This is a genomic window from Enterococcus dispar ATCC 51266, assembly GCF_000406945.1.
GTDB classification, from domain to species: Bacteria; Bacillota; Bacilli; order Lactobacillales; family Enterococcaceae; genus Enterococcus_C; species Enterococcus_C dispar.
Window position 1 is genome coordinate 150567 of record NZ_KE136354.1, and the last position, 17219, is coordinate 167785.

The 17219-nt window shown below is 35.5% G+C and carries 14 protein-coding genes; 11 read left to right on the forward strand and 3 right to left on the reverse strand.

Annotated features, from left to right (window positions below; translation table 11 throughout):
* The first annotated feature begins 4 nt into the window (after positions 1–4).
* The 3 genes from RK01_RS00705 to RK01_RS00715 are packed head-to-tail and all read left to right on the forward strand — an operon-like array spanning position 5 to position 2720.
* Positions 5–814: an ABC transporter permease gene (locus RK01_RS00705; protein WP_016171374.1), complete on the forward strand. Its 810-nt coding sequence runs from the start codon at positions 5–7 to the stop codon at positions 812–814.
* A complete protein-coding gene (locus RK01_RS00710; protein WP_016171375.1) occupies positions 811–1650 on the forward strand; it encodes an ABC transporter permease in 840 nt (279 codons plus the stop codon). Before RK01_RS00705 ends, RK01_RS00710 begins: the two co-directional genes overlap by 4 nt.
* On the forward strand, positions 1647–2720 hold the full coding sequence (locus RK01_RS00715) for an ABC transporter substrate-binding protein (RefSeq protein ID WP_016171376.1): 1074 nt from the start codon (positions 1647–1649) through the stop codon (positions 2718–2720). Before RK01_RS00710 ends, RK01_RS00715 begins: the two co-directional genes overlap by 4 nt.
* Before the next feature lie 261 nt (positions 2721–2981).
* Here the strand turns inward: RK01_RS00715 and RK01_RS00720 are convergent, their stop codons facing one another.
* Positions 2982–3887: an ArsR/SmtB family transcription factor gene (locus RK01_RS00720; protein ID WP_016171377.1), complete on the reverse strand. Its 906-nt coding sequence runs from the start codon at positions 3885–3887 to the stop codon at positions 2982–2984.
* A 244-nt stretch (positions 3888–4131) separates the two neighbouring features.
* Here RK01_RS00720 and RK01_RS00725 point away from each other — a divergent pair, with 244 nt between their 5' ends.
* The 8 genes from RK01_RS00725 to RK01_RS00760 all read left to right on the forward strand — a co-directional run bounded on the left by RK01_RS00725 (position 4132) and on the right by RK01_RS00760 (position 14483).
* On the forward strand, positions 4132–4944 hold the full coding sequence (locus RK01_RS00725; RefSeq protein WP_016171378.1) for a sugar-binding domain-containing protein: 813 nt from the start codon (positions 4132–4134) through the stop codon (positions 4942–4944).
* A gap of 12 nt (positions 4945–4956) precedes the next feature.
* Positions 4957–5961, forward strand: a complete 1005-nt coding sequence (locus RK01_RS00730) for a glycoside hydrolase family 2 TIM barrel-domain containing protein (protein WP_016171379.1) — start codon at positions 4957–4959, stop codon at positions 5959–5961.
* A 69-nt stretch (positions 5962–6030) separates the two neighbouring features.
* Positions 6031–7608 (forward strand): type 2 periplasmic-binding domain-containing protein, encoded by a 1578-nt coding sequence (locus RK01_RS00735; RefSeq protein WP_016171380.1) that lies wholly within the window; start codon positions 6031–6033, stop codon positions 7606–7608.
* 149 nt (positions 7609–7757) lie between these two features.
* Positions 7758–8735, forward strand: coding sequence for an ABC transporter permease (locus RK01_RS00740; protein ID WP_016171381.1), 978 nt, complete (start codon positions 7758–7760; stop codon positions 8733–8735).
* Positions 8736–8753: 18 nt separating this feature from the next.
* Positions 8754–9656: a carbohydrate ABC transporter permease gene (locus tag RK01_RS00745; protein ID WP_016171382.1), complete on the forward strand. Its 903-nt coding sequence runs from the start codon at positions 8754–8756 to the stop codon at positions 9654–9656.
* 5 nt (positions 9657–9661) lie between these two features.
* On the forward strand, positions 9662–10288 hold the full coding sequence (locus tag RK01_RS00750; protein ID WP_016171383.1) for a YesL family protein: 627 nt from the start codon (positions 9662–9664) through the stop codon (positions 10286–10288).
* Positions 10289–10310: 22 nt separating this feature from the next.
* On the forward strand, positions 10311–12446 hold the full coding sequence (locus RK01_RS00755) for a GH92 family glycosyl hydrolase (RefSeq protein ID WP_016171384.1): 2136 nt from the start codon (positions 10311–10313) through the stop codon (positions 12444–12446).
* Between the two features lie 57 nt (positions 12447–12503).
* Positions 12504–14483 (forward strand): glutaminase domain-containing protein, encoded by a 1980-nt coding sequence (locus RK01_RS00760; RefSeq protein ID WP_016171385.1) that lies wholly within the window; start codon positions 12504–12506, stop codon positions 14481–14483.
* 404 nt (positions 14484–14887) lie between these two features.
* Here the strand turns inward: RK01_RS00760 and RK01_RS00765 are convergent, their stop codons facing one another.
* Together RK01_RS00765 and RK01_RS00770 are read right to left on the reverse strand one after the other, a co-directional pair.
* On the reverse strand, positions 14888–16249 hold the full coding sequence (locus RK01_RS00765; RefSeq protein ID WP_016171386.1) for a family 4 glycosyl hydrolase: 1362 nt from the start codon (positions 16247–16249) through the stop codon (positions 14888–14890).
* 18 nt (positions 16250–16267) lie between these two features.
* The gene (locus RK01_RS00770) at positions 16268–17074 is read right to left on the reverse strand and encodes a carbohydrate deacetylase (protein WP_016171387.1); all 807 of its coding nucleotides are present in this window, start codon (positions 17072–17074) and stop codon (positions 16268–16270) included.
* Positions 17075–17219 lie beyond the last annotated feature (145 nt).

The window sequence follows — 17219 nt, forward strand, 5'->3', positions numbered from 1 at the left end:
AAGCATGACTAAATTACGACGTTTATATTCTGTACCCTATTATATCTGGCTTTTACTGTTTGTAATTGCCCCGGTTTTACTCATTATATATCAATCATTTTTTGATATGAATGGGAATTTTTCTTTGACAAATTATGAAACCTATCTTGGCTCTGGTAAATATTTGATGATGACTTTGAATTCCGTTTGGTACGCCTTTTTGATTACATTATTTACCTTAGTGATTAGTTATCCCACCGCTTACTTTTTAACCAAGCTGCAGCATAAGGATTTGTGGCTGTTGCTAATTATTTTGCCAACGTGGATTAATTTGTTACTAAAAGCCTATGCGTTTATTGGTATTTTTGGTGTTCATGGTGGCATTAACAACTTTTTAGGATTATTTGGAATTGGACCAGAACAAATCTTGTTTACCGACTTTAGTTTTTTAGTCGTGGCCACCTATATCGAGTTGCCCTTTATGATCTTACCGATTTTCAATGCATTGGAGGAAATAAATCCTTCTTTGGTTTTTGCAAGTCGTGATTTAGGAGCCAATAGTTTTGAGACTTTTCGTCGTGTTATTTTGCCGCTTTCAATGAATGGTGTGAAAAGTGGTGTGCAGGCTGTCTTCATCCCGTCACTATCGTTGTTCATGTTGACGCGTCTAATTGGGGGCAATCGTGTGATTACCTTAGGGACTGCCATTGAGCAACATTTCTTAGTGACGCAAAACTGGGGGATGGGTTCTACGATTGGCGTAATTTTAATTATTGCAATGTTTATCGTTATGAGCCTAACCGGGGAAAAACGTAAAGGAGGCGTGAAAAAATGAAGAAATTTCGTTGGTCTAACCTTTACCTAATTTTTGTTTTTATCATTTTATATATTCCGATTTTTTATTTGATTTTTTATTCCTTTAACGCTGGGGAAAATATGAATAGCTTTACTGGATTTAGTTTGCAGCACTATCAAGCGGTTTTTGAAGATACGCGGTTGATCATTATTGTTTTGAATACCTTTATGCTCGCCTTTTTGTCGGCATTATTAGCCACGATAATTGGAACTTTCGGCGCAATGGCTATTTATTACACGAAAAAAAGACGTTGGCGTAATGCCTTTTTAAGCGCAAATAATATTTTATTAGTATCTCCTGATGTGATTATCGGTGCGAGCTTTTTGATTTTATTTACTTTACTAGGTAATATTTTCAAAAGTTTTAGTTTAGGCTTTTTCAGTGTTTTGTTATCGCATATTGCGTTTTCAATTCCTATCGTCGTTTTAATGGTTTTACCAAAATTAAAGGAAATGAATGATTCCATGGTAGATGCTGCACGCGATTTAGGAGCGAATAATTTTCAAGTCATGCAAAACATTATTTTACCTTATTTGGCACCAGGCGTTATCGCCGGCTATTTCATGGCCTTTACGTATTCCTTGGATGATTTTGCGGTAACATTCTTTGTGACAGGCAATGGCTTTACGACTTTATCAGTGGAAATTTATTCCCGAGCAAGACAAGGAATTAGCTTGGAAATCAATGCCTTAAGTACATTAGTGTTTATCTTTTCGATGGTGCTTGTTATTGGATATTATTTTATTAGTAAAGATAATCGCAGTAAAAAGCAAAAGAACCGCCGCAAGAAAGTGGAGGTGCCAGAACTACGATGAAAAAATTACAATCCCTTTTTATTGGCATTATCGCCGTCATTTTAGTTTTAGTTTTTGCCGTTAATCGTTTGGAGCATTCCAGTGGAATGGCGGGCGCAAAAGTATTAAATATATACAATTGGGGCGATTATATTGATCCTGCTCTTTTAAAGAAATTTGAAAAAGAAACAGGTTATAAAGTCAATTATGAAACGTTTGATTCCAATGAGGCGATGTTTACGAAGATTCAACAAGGCGGAACAGCTTATGATATTACGATTCCCAGTGAGTATATGATTCAAAAAATGATTCAAGAAAAACTCGTTTTGCCTTTGGATCATAGTAAAATTAAAGGATTAAACAATATTCACGAGGACTTTTTAAACCAAAGTTTCGATCCTAAAAATAAATATTCCATTCCTTATTTCTGGGGAACATTGGGGATTGTCTACAATGATAAATTTGCAAAAGCCGAAGAGTTGAAATATTGGCGGGATTTATGGAATGATAAATTTCGTGACAACATCATGTTGATTGATGGGGCTCGTGAAGTTATTGGATTGGGATTAAACAGCCTTGGCTATTCATTAAACAGTAAAGATGATGGACAATTAAATGAAGCGGTAGAAAAACTAAAAGGTTTAACACCAAATGTCAAAGCTATTGTAGCCGATGAAATCAAAATCTATATGGCAAATGAAGAAAGTATGGTTGCTGTCACTTTTTCTGGTGAAGCAGCTGATATGATGTATGAGAACCCGCATTTGCATTATGTGATTCCAGCAGAAGGCTCAAACTTGTGGTTTGATAATATTGTGATTCCTAAAACAGCGCAAAATAAAGCAGGTGCCTATGATTTTATCAACTTTATGTTGCGTCCCGAAAATGCCGCCCAAAACGCTGAGTATATCGGGTATTCTACCCCGAATAAAGCAGCTATGAAGCTTTTACCAAAAGAAATTATTAATGATAAACAATTTTATCCTACTGATGAAATGTTATCGCATCTAGAAGTTTACCAAGATCTAGGAAAAGAATATCTAGGAATTTACAATGATTTATTCTTAGAGCTTAAGATGTACAGGAGATAATTATAAAAAAGGCGACTTGCAGGTCGCCTTTTTTATTTTAAATAAAAATTAGATAACAAAACCAATAGGAAAAAATAATTTTGTAAATGGTATATATCGTTTTGAAAAAGAAACTTTACTATTAAACCAAGAGCTATAACCAGATTGTCAAGTAAAAGGATTTTACAATTTTCATAAAAAGATATTTATCAGAAAAATATCCGTATTTGCATTATCTAAAAATAACAAATTTTGTTATTATCAGCCGGCATATGTTTCGAATTAACTTACATAGGTTAAGACTTTAATATTTTGCTCATGATTACCCCAACGTGCACCAAAAAGGGTTAGACCGCCAACAGAATCCATAAGTTCTTCTGAGGCAATACGCAGTGTGAAATAATCAGTTTCCTTTAATGCTAAGTCATTAATATTTAAATCTGTTGTAGGAACACCATCGATGCTTGTATCATACTGATTAATGCGAATATGCTTTAATTCCCCATATTGACTACAAGTGTCTGGCCACCAAGTCGGTGTCAAGCGTCCACGAACGTCGGCATAATTGCCATGCACGGTATCACTACCTAATTTTTTTCCATTGATGTAATAAGTGATGTCACTGGGCCACGTATTGTTTGAAATTGGAAATTCAGAAGCGATTTCAAAGCTGATATCTAATAACTCGAGATGATCATCAGCTTGGACTAAATTTGGAATTTTATATTCTAAGAAACCTTTACTAGTCCAAACTAACTGTGCATTGACGCGTTGGCTATCAAGGAATGAACGTGGCTGGTCTGCCATTCCAATGTGTCCTTCTTCAGAAGCAAGTCCGCAAGTTGGTTCTGCATGATAATCAGTAAAGTGTCCAACTTTTACGTCAGCGTGATAGTGACGATATTCAGGAAAAATTTTTTCTGGAAATTCAATTCCGATTTGATCAATGGCTAGAGCTACAATTTTTTGTAACCCAAATTTACCGGGACAGCGCCTTGTTTTTACAATACCAGCATCTTCTAATTGTTGGACATGACGCGTTGTAATAGCGTTTGAAATTGCAAGCGCTTTAGCTATTTCGCCAATGTTCATTTCTTTTATTGCGAGCTGGTTTACAATTCCCAAGCGGGTCTCATTTGCTAATGCTTGCAAAACAGGGAGTGATTTTGTAGATGTATCAATAATCATAAGGAAGCTCCTTTACTTAATTGTTAAGTATAATTCTGAAAATGGTTGTAATTTTATATCTTGTTTTACCAATTGGTTAAAATGATTAAGGTTAATATATCGGGATTGATGCTGTATGAAAACGCTGTTATTATTTTGTGTGTTGACAGATAAGTTAAATAGTAATGTTATTATAAGTCTTTGTTAACTAAAAGGTCAATAAAGTTTTTTTGAAAATAGACCAAAGAAATTTTTGGAGGAATTAATGTTGAATAGAAAAGAACATCCGCGACCGCAGCTCATAAGAAAAAAATGGCAAAGTTTGGATGGCGAATGGGATTTTGCCTTTGATGATGAAAACATTGGCTTATCACAACAATGGTATAAAGTGTTCCCTGCTACACATAAAATTTTGGTTCCGTTTACATATGAGACGGAATTAAGTGGTATTCATGATACGTCTCACCATAAAACGATTTGGTATCAACATAATTTTGAACAAGAAAGTGATCAAAATCTTGTCTTATATTTTGAAGGTGTAGATTTTGAAACCCAGGTATGGTTGAACGGAAACCTCATTGGCATCCATAAAGGGGGAAATGAAAGATTTTCTTTTGATTTAAAACCTTATTTAACTAAAGGGCTAAATACGATTACAGTACGGGTAGAAGATTCACTTTCTTGTGAACAGCCAAGAGGTAAACAACGGTGGTTAAAAGATAATTTTGGTTGTTGGTATGTTCAAACAACGGGAATTTGGAAATCCGTTTGGTTGGAAGAAGCCCAAGAACAGCGAATAAATTATTTAAAACTTACACCAGATTTGGACGTTGATTTACTAAAAGTAGAAATTGAATTAAAAGACGCTGCTGTTTTGCCAGACAGCAGTAGTTACTTTATTGAAGCCGAAGCAAGTTTTAAAGGTGAATTAATCAGTTATCATAAAGGATTATTTCATCATAACAGCAGTAGTTTTACTTTAGATACCCGGACAAAAGAAAATGCTGATTCAGGCACTCATCGTTGGAGTCTACATACACCTAATCTCTACGATTTAACGGTTCGGTTATATAAATAAACGGGTGAATTGTTGGATGAAGTCTACAGTTATTTCGGAATGCGAAAACTTAGCATCGAAAATGGACAAATTTTATTAAATAATCGGCAATTGTACCAACGTTTAATCTTAGATCAAGGGTATTGGCCCGAGTCTGGTATGACGCCACCTTCTCTTGCAGCCTTGGAAAAAGATTTGGAAAAAATTAGCGCAATGGGCTATAACGGCTTGCGCAAACATCAAAAAATTGAAGATGAACGTTTCTTATACCTATGCGATGAAAAAGGAATTCTTGTTTGGGCAGAAATGCCCTCAACCTACGTTTTTACTGACGTCGCGATGAAGCAATTCACTGCAGAATGGCTAGAAATTGTTAAGCAGCATTACAATCATCCAGCAGTTATTACATGGGTACCTTTTAATGAAAGTTGGGGGATTAAAGGAATTAATGAACATATTCGCCCGCAACATTTTACCGAAGGAATTTATCACCTCACGAAAGCGTTTGATTCCAATCGGCCTGTCATTACAAATGATGGTTGGGAACACACTATTTCTGATATTTTAACTTTACATGATTATGAAGAAACTGGTTTGGCTTTTGCAAAACGTTATTCAGACCATCAAGATTTCGCACCTTTTGGTTATTCAAATAAAGAAAAAATTGTTACTAATAAAATTCAATTTAATGATGGCTGGTTTGCTTTTGCAAAAGGGTTTGAATATAAAGGCCAACCGATCATGATCAGTGAATTTGGTGGCATTGCATTTACAGTTAATACTGAAGGGCAATGGGGATATGGCAATCAGGTAAAAAATGAAACCGAATTCATGAAGCGCTTTGAAAAAATATATGCCGCCATTCAAAGTAACCCTTACATTGCTGGTTTTTGTTACACACAACTCACAGATGTAGAGCAGGAAGTAAATGGTCTGTTAACTGCAGATCGTAATAACAAAGTGGATTTGCAAAAGGTTAGAGAAATTAACGAACGTCGACTCAATTTTAGTGAGATGAAAGTTGAAAACAATTTTTAAACGAGGCATTAATTCGCAGTTTCTTACAAAAGAAACTAGCAATTTTATTTATTTTTGGAGGAAATAGATATGAAAAAATGGAAGACATCTTTATTGGGATTAACATTATCAGCGGTTGTATTGGTATCACTTAGCGCTTGCGGGTCAGGAGATGCAAGCTCTGAAGACAAATCAGGAGACAGCAAAGGGTTTACTCTATTGAGTCCAGACCATAGTGCCGACCATCCAAAAAATGAAGATCTTTGGATGTGGAAAGAGTATGAGAAAAAGACTGGTGTTCCAATTACTTGGCAAGAGACAAAAGATATCAATGAAAAGAAAAATTTACTATTATCAGAATCAAAATTGCCAGATGCCTTTTATCAAGTATATTGGACGTCAGATGAATTAGTAAAATATGGTGGACAGGGAATGTTCCAGCCGATTGAAGACTTAATTGAAAAACATGCACCAAACTTTAATAAACTAATGGAAGAACATCCCGAAATTAGAAAAAGTATTACTGCCCCAGACGGACATATCTATTTCTTGCCAGAATTATCTATTGATCCACAAATTATGGGTTTGACATTCAGATATTATATCAATCAAGAATGGTTAGACAAATTAGGTCTTGAAAAACCACGAACCACCGAAGAATTGAAAGAAGTATTAACACAATTTGTCACAAAAGATCCAAATGGAAATGGTAAAGCGGATGAACAAGGCTGGTATATGAATAGTGGTGAACTCCCTAATAGTTTTGAAAAACTTTTAATGGCCGCTTATGGTATGGGCACAGGTGGTCGAACTGGAATTGAATCTTCTGTATATTTTGAAAAAGATGGCTCGATGCAACTGACATTAAATAGTGACCGAATGAAAGATGTATGGAAATATGAAGCAGATCTTTATCAAAATGGCTTAATGTCTAAGAATTCTTTTGCTGGTGCTGATGGCGATAAATGGCGTGCAGATGCAGCCAATAATACTGTTGGTCTTTGGACTTGGGTAAGTCCAGAATTTATCGGGGGGTCTGTCCAAGACAAATATACACCGATTAATGTCATTGCCGGTCCTGAAGGAGATCAGAGCTTAGTAATTAATGGCCCGGTAGGAACATCTGGTTTGGTTATTACTAAAGATTGTAAAGATCCTGGCAAATTACTAGAGTGGACAGATTATTGGTATAGCCAAGAAGGTTCTGACTTTGGTTATTTAGGAGCAGAAGATGTTACCTACCATAAAGTAGACGATAAAAATGTTTATGTCGATAAAATTTTGAATTATGACAAAGGAGCACAATTAGGCGCATATCAATATTTAGATAATGTTTATGGTGGCGGCTATCCTTATTTAAATCCTGATCAAGCTAACCGTGACATCGCGCAAGGATTAGAACCGATTCAATATGATGACTTTAATGAAGATGTTATGCCAGAAAAAATGTTATCTCCAGTAATGCCAACCCCTGAAGAGTCTGGACAATTGTCCACAATTATGACAGACATGAATAATTATGTTGAACAATCTCGGGTGAAGTTTGTTACAGGTGAGTGGAATTTTACTAGCGATTGGGATAAATATGTTAAACAGTTGAAAAAAATTGGTGCGGACAAGTTGCTTGAAATTCGCCGTACGCAGTATGAACGTTATGACAAAGAGTAAATAGAATTTTTGTCCAGGCTTAAAGCAAAATGACAAAACCTGCTTTGAGCCTGGTTTTTATGACAAAATGTTTTATTGAACTAATCAGCTTAGCATTCAGATGCTGCGCTGAACAGTTTGATAAAGCACGGAGAAAGGAAGAATAATAGATGGTAGAAAAAATATTATTCGATATGAAAAAGCATAAATGGCTTAATACATTATTTGTTGCACCGATGGAATCTTTTAACAAGTTGTTATCCGATATGAAAAAACATAAGTGGTTGTACGTTATGTTGGTCATTCCTGTACTATTTGTGCTTATTTGGAATTACTGGCCGATGTATGGTGTTGTAATTGCTTTTAAAGATTATTCACCTGCTTTTGGTATTTGGGATAGTCCTTGGGTTGGTTTCAAGCATTTTCAACGTTTCTTTGATTCTTATTTCTTCTTGGAAATTATCATTAATACTATTCGCGTTAGTTTCTATAGTTTACTAGTAGGCATTCCATTGCCGATCATTCTGGCATTAATGTTTAACGAAATTAAACGAAAATGGTTCAAATCGACAGTTCAAACAGTTTCATATATTCCAAACTTTATTTCAGTAGTTGTTGTTATTGGGATGGTAACCTTCTTTTTCTCTGAACAAGGCTCCATCAATCAAATTCTAACTTCTTTACACATGAAACCTATTGATTTTTTAGGCGATGCAAAGTGGTTTCCTCATGTCTATGTATGGTCTGGAATCTGGCAAGGTGTCGGCTGGGGAACGCTGATTTATACTGCTGCGATGTCTGGCGTACCGCAAGATCAATATGAAGCTGCTTATCTTGAAGGGGCAACGCGGATGCAATGTATTCGTAATATTGCGATTCCAGCAATCATGCCTACCATTGTTATTTCAGCAATTTTAGCAACCGGTAGTGTTATGTCTGTAGGTTTTGAAAAAGCTTATTTATTGCAAAACGCATCAAATCTTGCAACTTCTGAAGTATTGTCGACTTATACATATAAAGTCGGTTTGATTAATGGTGAATATAGTTTTTCTGCCGCAGTTGGGTTGTTTAATAATATCGTCAATTTCATCATGCTTTTTGTTGTCAATAAGATTGCACAAAAAACTGGTGAAAATAGTTTGTGGTAGAAAGGCTGGAAAATTGAAATGGAAAAAATGCGATACATCTCAACGAAATCAGATAAAGTTTTTGACGTTGTCAACGTTGTAATTATTACATTGCTGACTTTGATTTTGTTATATCCTATTGTTTTTGTAGTGAATGCTTCTTTTAGTAATCCTAATAAAATCTATGAAGTACCGTTGTTACTTTGGCCGCGAGGTTTTAATGTCAACGGATATACCGAAATTTTAAAAAATAAAGATATTTTAGTTGGCTTTAAAAATGCTGTCATTTACACGGGGTTAGGAACACTAGTTAGTGTTCTTGTTACAACGCTCGGGGCATATCCACTTTCCCGAAAAGATTTACGCGGTCGCTCAATGTTGACACTATTTTTTACTATTACGATGTTTTTTGGTGGTGGTCTAATTCCAACGTATTTGGTAAATCAGCGTTTAGGTATCATCAATACGTTATGGGTAATGATTTTGCCAGGTGCTGTAGGTGTCTACAATATGATTTTAATGCGAACTTATTTTCAACAGAATATTCCTTCTGAATTAGTGGAAAGTGCTTATATGGACGGTGCCAATGATTTGCAATTGTTATATAAAATCGTTCTACCACTTTCTACACCAATTATTGTTGTTATTGCGATGTTTAATGGCGTAGGTCGTTGGAATTCATACTTTGATGCCATGATTTATTTGCGTGATCGTGCCCGTTTCCCATTACAATTGATTTTACGAGAAATCTTGATACAAGGACAATTTGGTGATGATGTAAATCAAACTTTGGTGGGGAGCGCCCAAGCTGAATTAATGATGCTGAAATTAACACTAAAATATAGTGTCGTTATCGTTTCAACGTTACCTGTTTTACTGTTTTATCCAATTGTTGCAAAATACTTTGAAAAAGGGATTTTAGTCGGAGCTATAAAGGGGTAAGTAAAGTGGTTAATAAAATTTATGAAGTTTTTAATCGGATTTATTATTTAATGAAATTAAACGGGTTGTGGCTTTTGTTTACACTTTTAGGTGGTGTCGTTTTTGGAATTATACCAGCAACGATTGCTCTTTACGCTTGTATTCGTCAACAAATTCGTAATGAATCAGAAACCCATCTCTTTCAAATGTTTAAAAGATATTATGTAGAAACTTTTCGTCGCAGCATGTTGTTTAGTGTTGTATTTGCAGCGATTGCCTTATTTTTCTTTGGGGAGACCGTTATTTTAGTGAATGTTGGTACCGGAAATCTGTTGCTTGAAATTGCCATTAAAGTCACGCGTCTATTGATAATTTTAGGTGTAGCGATGTTTTTCCCAATTTTTGTCCATTTTGATGTCAAAGGAATCAAAATGGTGGTACAATCTTTGCTTTTTTTACTCATTTGTCCTTTAGAAGTTCTCTATATGGGACTAATTTTTGTTTTAGTCAGCTTATTATTTGCCATTAGTCCACTTTTGATTCTTTTTATAGGTATTGCTTTGCCAGCTTATGGGATGAGTCTTATCATGATGAAAAAATTTACTCGACTAGAAAAAAATATTAATTTTACTACGTCAGCTCAAACGAAATAACTTGATTTTAAGGAGTATTTAAATGGATATTAATCAAATTGACACACGGCATGCTACAAGTAATTCATTTGAATTGTCGCGAGGAAATTGTTTCCCTTTTACAGGTGTTCCTTTTGGAATGAATTATTTTGCCATTGAAACTCATGAAGACAACTGGTGGTTTCGACCAGAAGCAATGCATTATCGTGGCATTCGCTTATCACACCAGCCAACGATGTGGGCTGGTACAAAAGGTGATTTTTGTTCTTTGAGAATTTTGCCTTTTACCAAGCATACCAAAGGTTTAAAGGTAGTACCTTATGCACCCCAACAATCTGACTTTCACCCTAATTATTTAAAAATTAGGCAATTAAATAATCAGTTAGACACCACCTTGGTTCCTTCTGAATATGGTGCAATTCTATCAATGGAGTCCCCACAAAAAGATAAAGGGATCATGATTAGCTTTCCCACAGATGGAAAAATTACAAAAGCGCAAGGTCATATAATTGAAGGATATTCAAACCAATTACATGTTCATCGTACCGTTCCATTAAAATTTTACTTTCATATAGAAGTAAGTGAAAAAATTGTAGGATTTAGTGAAAAAGATGGTTCTTTTGAGATTAATTTTGCGGATGCAAACACTATTGAAATACGATTAGGAACATCTTTTATTTCTGCAGAATTTGCGGTGAAAAATTTACCAAAAACAAAAAAAGAGCTGCAATTACAAGAAGTTACCACGCAATGGAATGAAAAGTTAGCTAAAATTACTGTTTCTGATCAAGAAGCGGAAAAAGTAAAAACTTTTTATCACAATATGTATCGAGCTTTTTTATACCCTCAACGATTATATGAGTGGGACGACAATGGACAACCAGTTCACCGAGATGCTTATGCTAATGAAGTGAAACCGGGATACTTGTATATGAATAATGGTTTTTGGGATACCGCTCGAACTGTCTATCCATTGTTTTCTTTAATTGAGCTAGAAGAATATGAAAAAATATTGGCTGGTTTTTTAAATAGTTATCGGGAAAGTGGATACTTACCAAAGTGGTTAGCACCTGAAGATTCCGGAGGAATGCCGGGAAATTATATCGATGGTGTTATTGCCGATGCGGCCGTAAAAAACATTGCGACAGATTTAATGCCTGAATTCTTAACGGGGATGTTGTACTCTGCTCAGCAACAAGAACCAAATCGTCAAGCAGGACGGTCATATGCTAATGAATATAATACTTACGGCTATGTACCGTCAGATCTCCATGAATCCGTCAATCACACATTGGATTACAGTTATAGTGACTACTGTATTGCAAAAGTTGCCGGCAAATTAGGCGAAAAAGAAGTAGCTGAAAATTTCATGGAACAATCTTATCGCTATCAAAATTTATTTTCACTTGAAGATAGATTCATGGTGGCAAAAGATCGTCAAGGGCAATTTAAAGAAAAGTTTAGTCCTTTTTCTTGGGGCGGCGATTATACAGAAGGTTCCGCATGGCAATCCACCTTCGCAGTTAACCATGATATTGCGGGGCTGATTGCATTATATGGAGGAGAAGCTGCTTTTGAAGAAATTTTAGTAGAACTTGCTAATACACCGCCGGAATATACTGTTGAAGGTTATGGTCATGTGATTCATGAAATGGCGGAAATGGAAGTGAATGGTTTTGATCAAATTAACGTGGGAAATCAACCAAGTTTTCATTTACCATACTTATTTCACTTCATAAAAAAACCGTATTTTGCGCAACCACTGCTAAAGCAAGCCGTCAATCGTTTATTTTCGGCTGGATTTAAAGGCTACCCTGGTGATGAAGATAACGGCAGTATGGCATCTTGGTATATTTTTAATGCTTTAGGTTTTTATCCATTTTGTCCGGGTAGTGGTGAATATTTGATAGGAATGCCGAATTTTGATGAAGCGATTATTCATTTAGCAAATAAAAAAGAAATTAAAATTACAACCACTTTAAATAATCCACAGCAGCAATTTATTCATCGTATTACGGAGAGTGCACAAGATTTTAGAAAATGTGTGCTTTCCCATGATGAAATAATGAAGGGAAAAGATTTTAATTTTGAACTAGGAATGGTTCCAAATTCAAAATGTTTTGATGAAACTTTACCAACCAGTATGAGTAGAAAAGCTGCACAAGCAATCTATTCGTAATGAGATATATGTGATTTAAAAGAATGATTTTAAAGATGGAAATGGAGTTATTAGAAGATGACAAAAGTAAAACGAGGAGCTTCAATTCCTCTAATTGCAAATGATCCCTATTTTTCAATCTGGTCCCCAGCTGATCATTTAACAGATTGTGATACACAAAGTTGGACAGGAAAAGAACAGCCGGTGCGGGGGTACATTCGAGTAGGAGAAAGCACATATCGCTTTATGGGAGCAGATGATATCATTCCTGCTATTGCGCAAAAAGATTTAGACGTGAGTGCAACGCAAACTAAGTATACTTTTGAAAATGAAGATGTCCACTTGGAATTATTGTTTTCCGTTGATTTGGATTTACAAGATTTAAAAAAAATTAGTGAACCTGTGACGATGATTACAGTAAAAGCTGATGTAAAAAATGATAGTGAAGCAGCGATTACATTTGCTTTTTCAGAAGAAATTTGTCGGGATCAAACCTCTGAGGACCTTCATTGGCGGACGATTACGACAACAACTGAAAAAATGGTTTGGATGGGTAAGGGACGCCAAACCCCACTCAACTCTTCTGGAGATTTGGTCGATATCGATTGGGGATATCTATACCTTGTAGCTAAAAATAATTTGCCAATTACTTATCAAAAAAAACGTGACATGTTATTAGCAGATTTTTCCATTCATTCAGGTGAAGCAGCAACAATTTTAGTTGCATATGATGATATGCATGCGATCAATTACTTTGGTAATGTGACAAATGCACTATGGAAAGAAAGCTATCTAGGAATGTACGATTTGCTGCAAAATTATTTAGCCGACTTGCCGTTACGGTTAGAAAGTTGTAAGCAAATTGATAAAAAAATTCAACACGAGTCTTCTACTGCTGGTGGCGACACACTGGATTTTATTACAGCATTTAGTTATCGCCAATCAATTTGTGCCCATAAATTAATCCGAGATTCAGAAGGGGAAATCGTCTTTTTATCAAAAGAATGCAGCTCCAACGGTTGTATTGGAACAGTTGATATTAGCTACCCGTCTATTCCTTTGTACCTGCTTTATCAAACAGAATTGGCCAAAGGGATGTTACGGCCGGTATATAAATTTGCTGATATGCCAGTATGGGAATTTGATTTTGCGCCCCATGATGTTGGCCGGTATCCGTATGTAACTGGACAAGTATATGGAGAAATAACCAATTCAGGTAGTAAAGATTGGTCAGATCGTGGTCCATATGACACAATTTATGACTATTATCAACTACCAAAAGGACAAAATGTCTACCGCTTTGAACAACAAATGCCAATTGAAGAATGTGGCAATATGTTAGCCATGATTTCAGCAATCTATTTGCGGGATAAAGATGATAAATTCTTTACGCAGTATTTAGCCACTAATTTAAAATGGGCTGACTATTTAGCGACGTTTGAGCAAGATCCCGAAAACCAATTATGTACTGATGATTTTGCTGGGCATTTAGCTCATAATTGTAACCTATCTTTAAAAGCCATTACGGCACTTGGTATGTTTGGAGCGGCTTTAAAATCAGCAGGGTATGAAGAGGGCGTACTTTATTCTAAACGGGCCAAAGAGATGGCCAAAATTTGGCAAGAGTCTGCTATTGCAAATGGAGAGCACACACCATTAGCGTTTGATCAACCGAATAGCTGGAGTATAAAATACAATATTGTGTGGGATAATTTGTTTGATTTAGGATTATTTCCAGCGGAATTAATGGAAAAAGAAATCACGAAATATTTAGCTGAAGCTAACGAATATGGGATTCCGTTAGACCAACGTGCAAATTATACTAAAGCAGATTGGATTATGTGGATTTCAATTTTTGCGAAAAATGAAAAAGAGAGAGAGCGCATTATCCAGCCGGTACGTCATTATTTAGAAAATACATCAAATCGTGTGCCGTTTTCCGATTGGTATGATACAAAAGATGCGCGTGTGATGAATTTCAAAAATAGAACAGTCGTAGGTGCGATGTTTATGCCATTGTTAAAACAAGCATTAGTGAGTAACTTAGTGAATGTATAGATAAAAAAGAATTAAGAGCTGGCTCTTAATTCTTTTTTTTGTAAATTGTTAGTAGGAAAAAATTTTAGCGGTGGATTTCAAACAGCAGTAAATAATTGGGTTGAAAAAAAGGCATAATTTCTTGATAGAAAACGAAAGTGAAGGCCTATATTGGTTTGTTAAAATAATTCAAAGAAATTTAATATTGTCCTTTTCAAAGAGGATGCAATAAGCTTTGTAAGTGTTAAAACTAATGACTATAAGTTTTTATCTGCAGGTTAATTGTTGCTAAGAGCCGAGTAATCTCAAGATAAAACAAAAATATTTCAATCAAAAATGAGGAGTTATACGAAAAAAGTATAACTCCTCATTTAGATAAGGTTTAAAAATTATTTTAATTGATTTTCCCTAGGCTTAAATTCGATTTAGACTAATACAGTTTTTTGTTCAGGGATAAAGTCATCTTTTAATTTTGGCCACCACTCTTTGTTAGCTTCATACAAATCATCAAGGACCGCTTTACCAACGCTAAAGTTTGGAATTGTTTTGTTTAACATTACTGCTTTTAAAGCAGTTTGATAAGAACCGGTTAAGGCTGCTTCCACAGTTAATTTTTCATAGGCTTTTTGCATTTCCATTAATCCTTTTTGGAAAGTTGGAATTTCGCCCACGACAATTGGTTCTGCACCTGATGCCCCAACATAGGCGGGTAGCTCAACGACTGCTTTGGGATCAAAGTTTGAAATAGAGCCGTTGTTGGTGATATTCACAGTAAAGCGTTCACGCGTATCGTGAATAATCGCATGGCAGATATCCACAATGTAATTTCCATGAACACCAGCATGTAAGCTGGAATCTTTGGCAGAGCCATTAGCAATAACACGTTCACATTCTTCGTAAATTCGTTTTTCACGACCATTTGTCACGTAATCACCACGGGTGAAGTTAATATCATCATGCGCGACCATTTCATCAGGTGTCAAATAATATTGTAAGTAGCAATTTGGAAAATATTCAGGAAAATTCTTAAATAGTTTAATCATTTGCTTGTAGGTATCAATCCAGTATTGATCGCCAACTGTTTCATCATTAGACATCAACAACGTATCAATTTTTCCGGATAAAACATCTTCTCGCAGTAGAGGAAGTAAGTCTTTACCATCTTTATCAATTATTTGTGTCCACCAGCCAAAATGATTTAAGCCAAAATATTTAAAAGTTAAGTCGCGCAAATCTTTATCAAAGTACTTTGCGATAGCACCTTCAATTGAGATGGGCATATCACAAATACATAAACATTTTGCATCAGGAAATTCACTATAAATAGCTTCTGATAAAATAGCTTCTGGATTAGTATAATTTAAAATCCAAGCATCTGGGCATAGTTCTTTTACTTTGCGAATAATTTGTCTTACTGCAGGAATAACGCGCATTGCAAATGAGAAGCCCCCTAATCCACAAGTTTCTTGCCCCACAACGCCATGACTTAAGCAGATTTTTTCATCTACTGCACGCTGAGCATTTAAGCCTGGACGAATTTGCATAAATAAGAAATCTGCCCCTGTAAAAGCCTCATCAATATCTGTTGTGTAAGTAACGTTCACCAAAGAGCCCATTTCTGCATAGTACATCTTTGTATATTGCCCTAAAAGTGAAACGCGTTTTTCATCAATGTCGTAGAGCACCAATTCGTCGATTGCTAATTCTTGTGCACGTCTACGTAATACTTCTAAAATGCCAGGAGATTGAGTAGAACCTCCGCCGACCATTACAAATTTGTTTCCCATGATTGTTTCCTCCTAATTTTATACAGTTTGAGTTATTTTTGCGGTTTGATAATTTACGAGTTCATACTTTAATGACGCGATTAATTGACGAACTATCGGATCTGTTAAAATCTCTACTTCTCGCATCCGCGCGATATTGAAAGAAGAGTGGGTTAATAAGTACTCATCTACAAAAGCAGGATGCACCATCATTTCAAGTGTTTGAACGTTATTTGCTTTTTCAAAAGTATCTTGTAACTCTTGCAAACACTGCTCTCTTAAAGCTTGATAAGATAACGACATATCGCGAATGGCACTGGTATTCATCATGTCTAAAAGAAGATCGTTAACATCGGGTGACTCAATTGGTCCAAAATTTTCAGTCCCGTAAGAGTTCCGAGCGGGTAGACCATATTTTTTTGAAATTTTAGTTGTGATTGCTCTATTTTCAGGGTAAAAATGAATGTGATGATGAGAATCAAAATGGGTGAGTTTCACACCCTTATCTAATAAGTATTCAATTTGTGTACACCATTCGTGATAAATTTCTTCATCTGAATAGTGGCTACGCATGGTAGGGTAATCACATAATTTATAAAATTCTCCCTTTTCATCTTGAAAACTAGTATTGGTCCCATCAAGTGGGCGTCCCATTGTCAAAACTAGATGACAACCTATCCCTAAGCTGGGATATTGTTTTGAAAGCGCAATAGCATCCAATGTTCCGGGCATATTGGCCATTAAAGTTGCTGAAGTTAAAACGCCTTGACGGTGAGAATGAATAATACCGGCATTAATTGCTGCACTGTAGCCGAAATCATCTGCATTTATGATTAGCTGTTTCAAAACAGAACCTTCTTTCTTTGGATTTATTAAAAGTAATCGTTGTTCCCTTTCCGTAAATAGAGTATATTATAGAAAAAAAACGGATACAATGCGTTTAAACCAATGAGGTATCGTTTTCAAAGAGCGAAATTATTTTCACTTATGG

Bases quoted from the DNA above. Each gene is read 5' to 3' on its own strand.
- RK01_RS00720 (WP_016171377.1), bottom strand. From the start codon at position 3,887: ATGATTATTGATACATCTACAAAATCACTCCCTGTTTTGCAAGCATTA.
- RK01_RS00755 (WP_016171384.1), top strand. From the start codon at position 10,311: ATGGATATTAATCAAATTGACACACGGCATGCTACAAGTAATTCATTT.
- RK01_RS00760 (WP_016171385.1), top strand. From the start codon at position 12,504: ATGACAAAAGTAAAACGAGGAGCTTCAATTCCTCTAATTGCAAATGAT.
- RK01_RS00715 (WP_016171376.1), top strand. From the start codon at position 1,647: ATGAAAAAATTACAATCCCTTTTTATTGGCATTATCGCCGTCATTTTA.
- RK01_RS00735 (WP_016171380.1), top strand. From the start codon at position 6,031: ATGAAAAAATGGAAGACATCTTTATTGGGATTAACATTATCAGCGGTT.
- RK01_RS00745 (WP_016171382.1), top strand. From the start codon at position 8,754: ATGGAAAAAATGCGATACATCTCAACGAAATCAGATAAAGTTTTTGAC.
- RK01_RS00710 (WP_016171375.1), top strand. From the start codon at position 811: ATGAAGAAATTTCGTTGGTCTAACCTTTACCTAATTTTTGTTTTTATC.
- RK01_RS00740 (WP_016171381.1), top strand. From the start codon at position 7,758: ATGGTAGAAAAAATATTATTCGATATGAAAAAGCATAAATGGCTTAAT.
- RK01_RS00725 (WP_016171378.1), top strand. From the start codon at position 4,132: ATGTTGAATAGAAAAGAACATCCGCGACCGCAGCTCATAAGAAAAAAA.
- RK01_RS00765 (WP_016171386.1), bottom strand. From the start codon at position 16,249: ATGGGAAACAAATTTGTAATGGTCGGCGGAGGTTCTACTCAATCTCCT.
- RK01_RS00705 (WP_016171374.1), top strand. From the start codon at position 5: ATGACTAAATTACGACGTTTATATTCTGTACCCTATTATATCTGGCTT.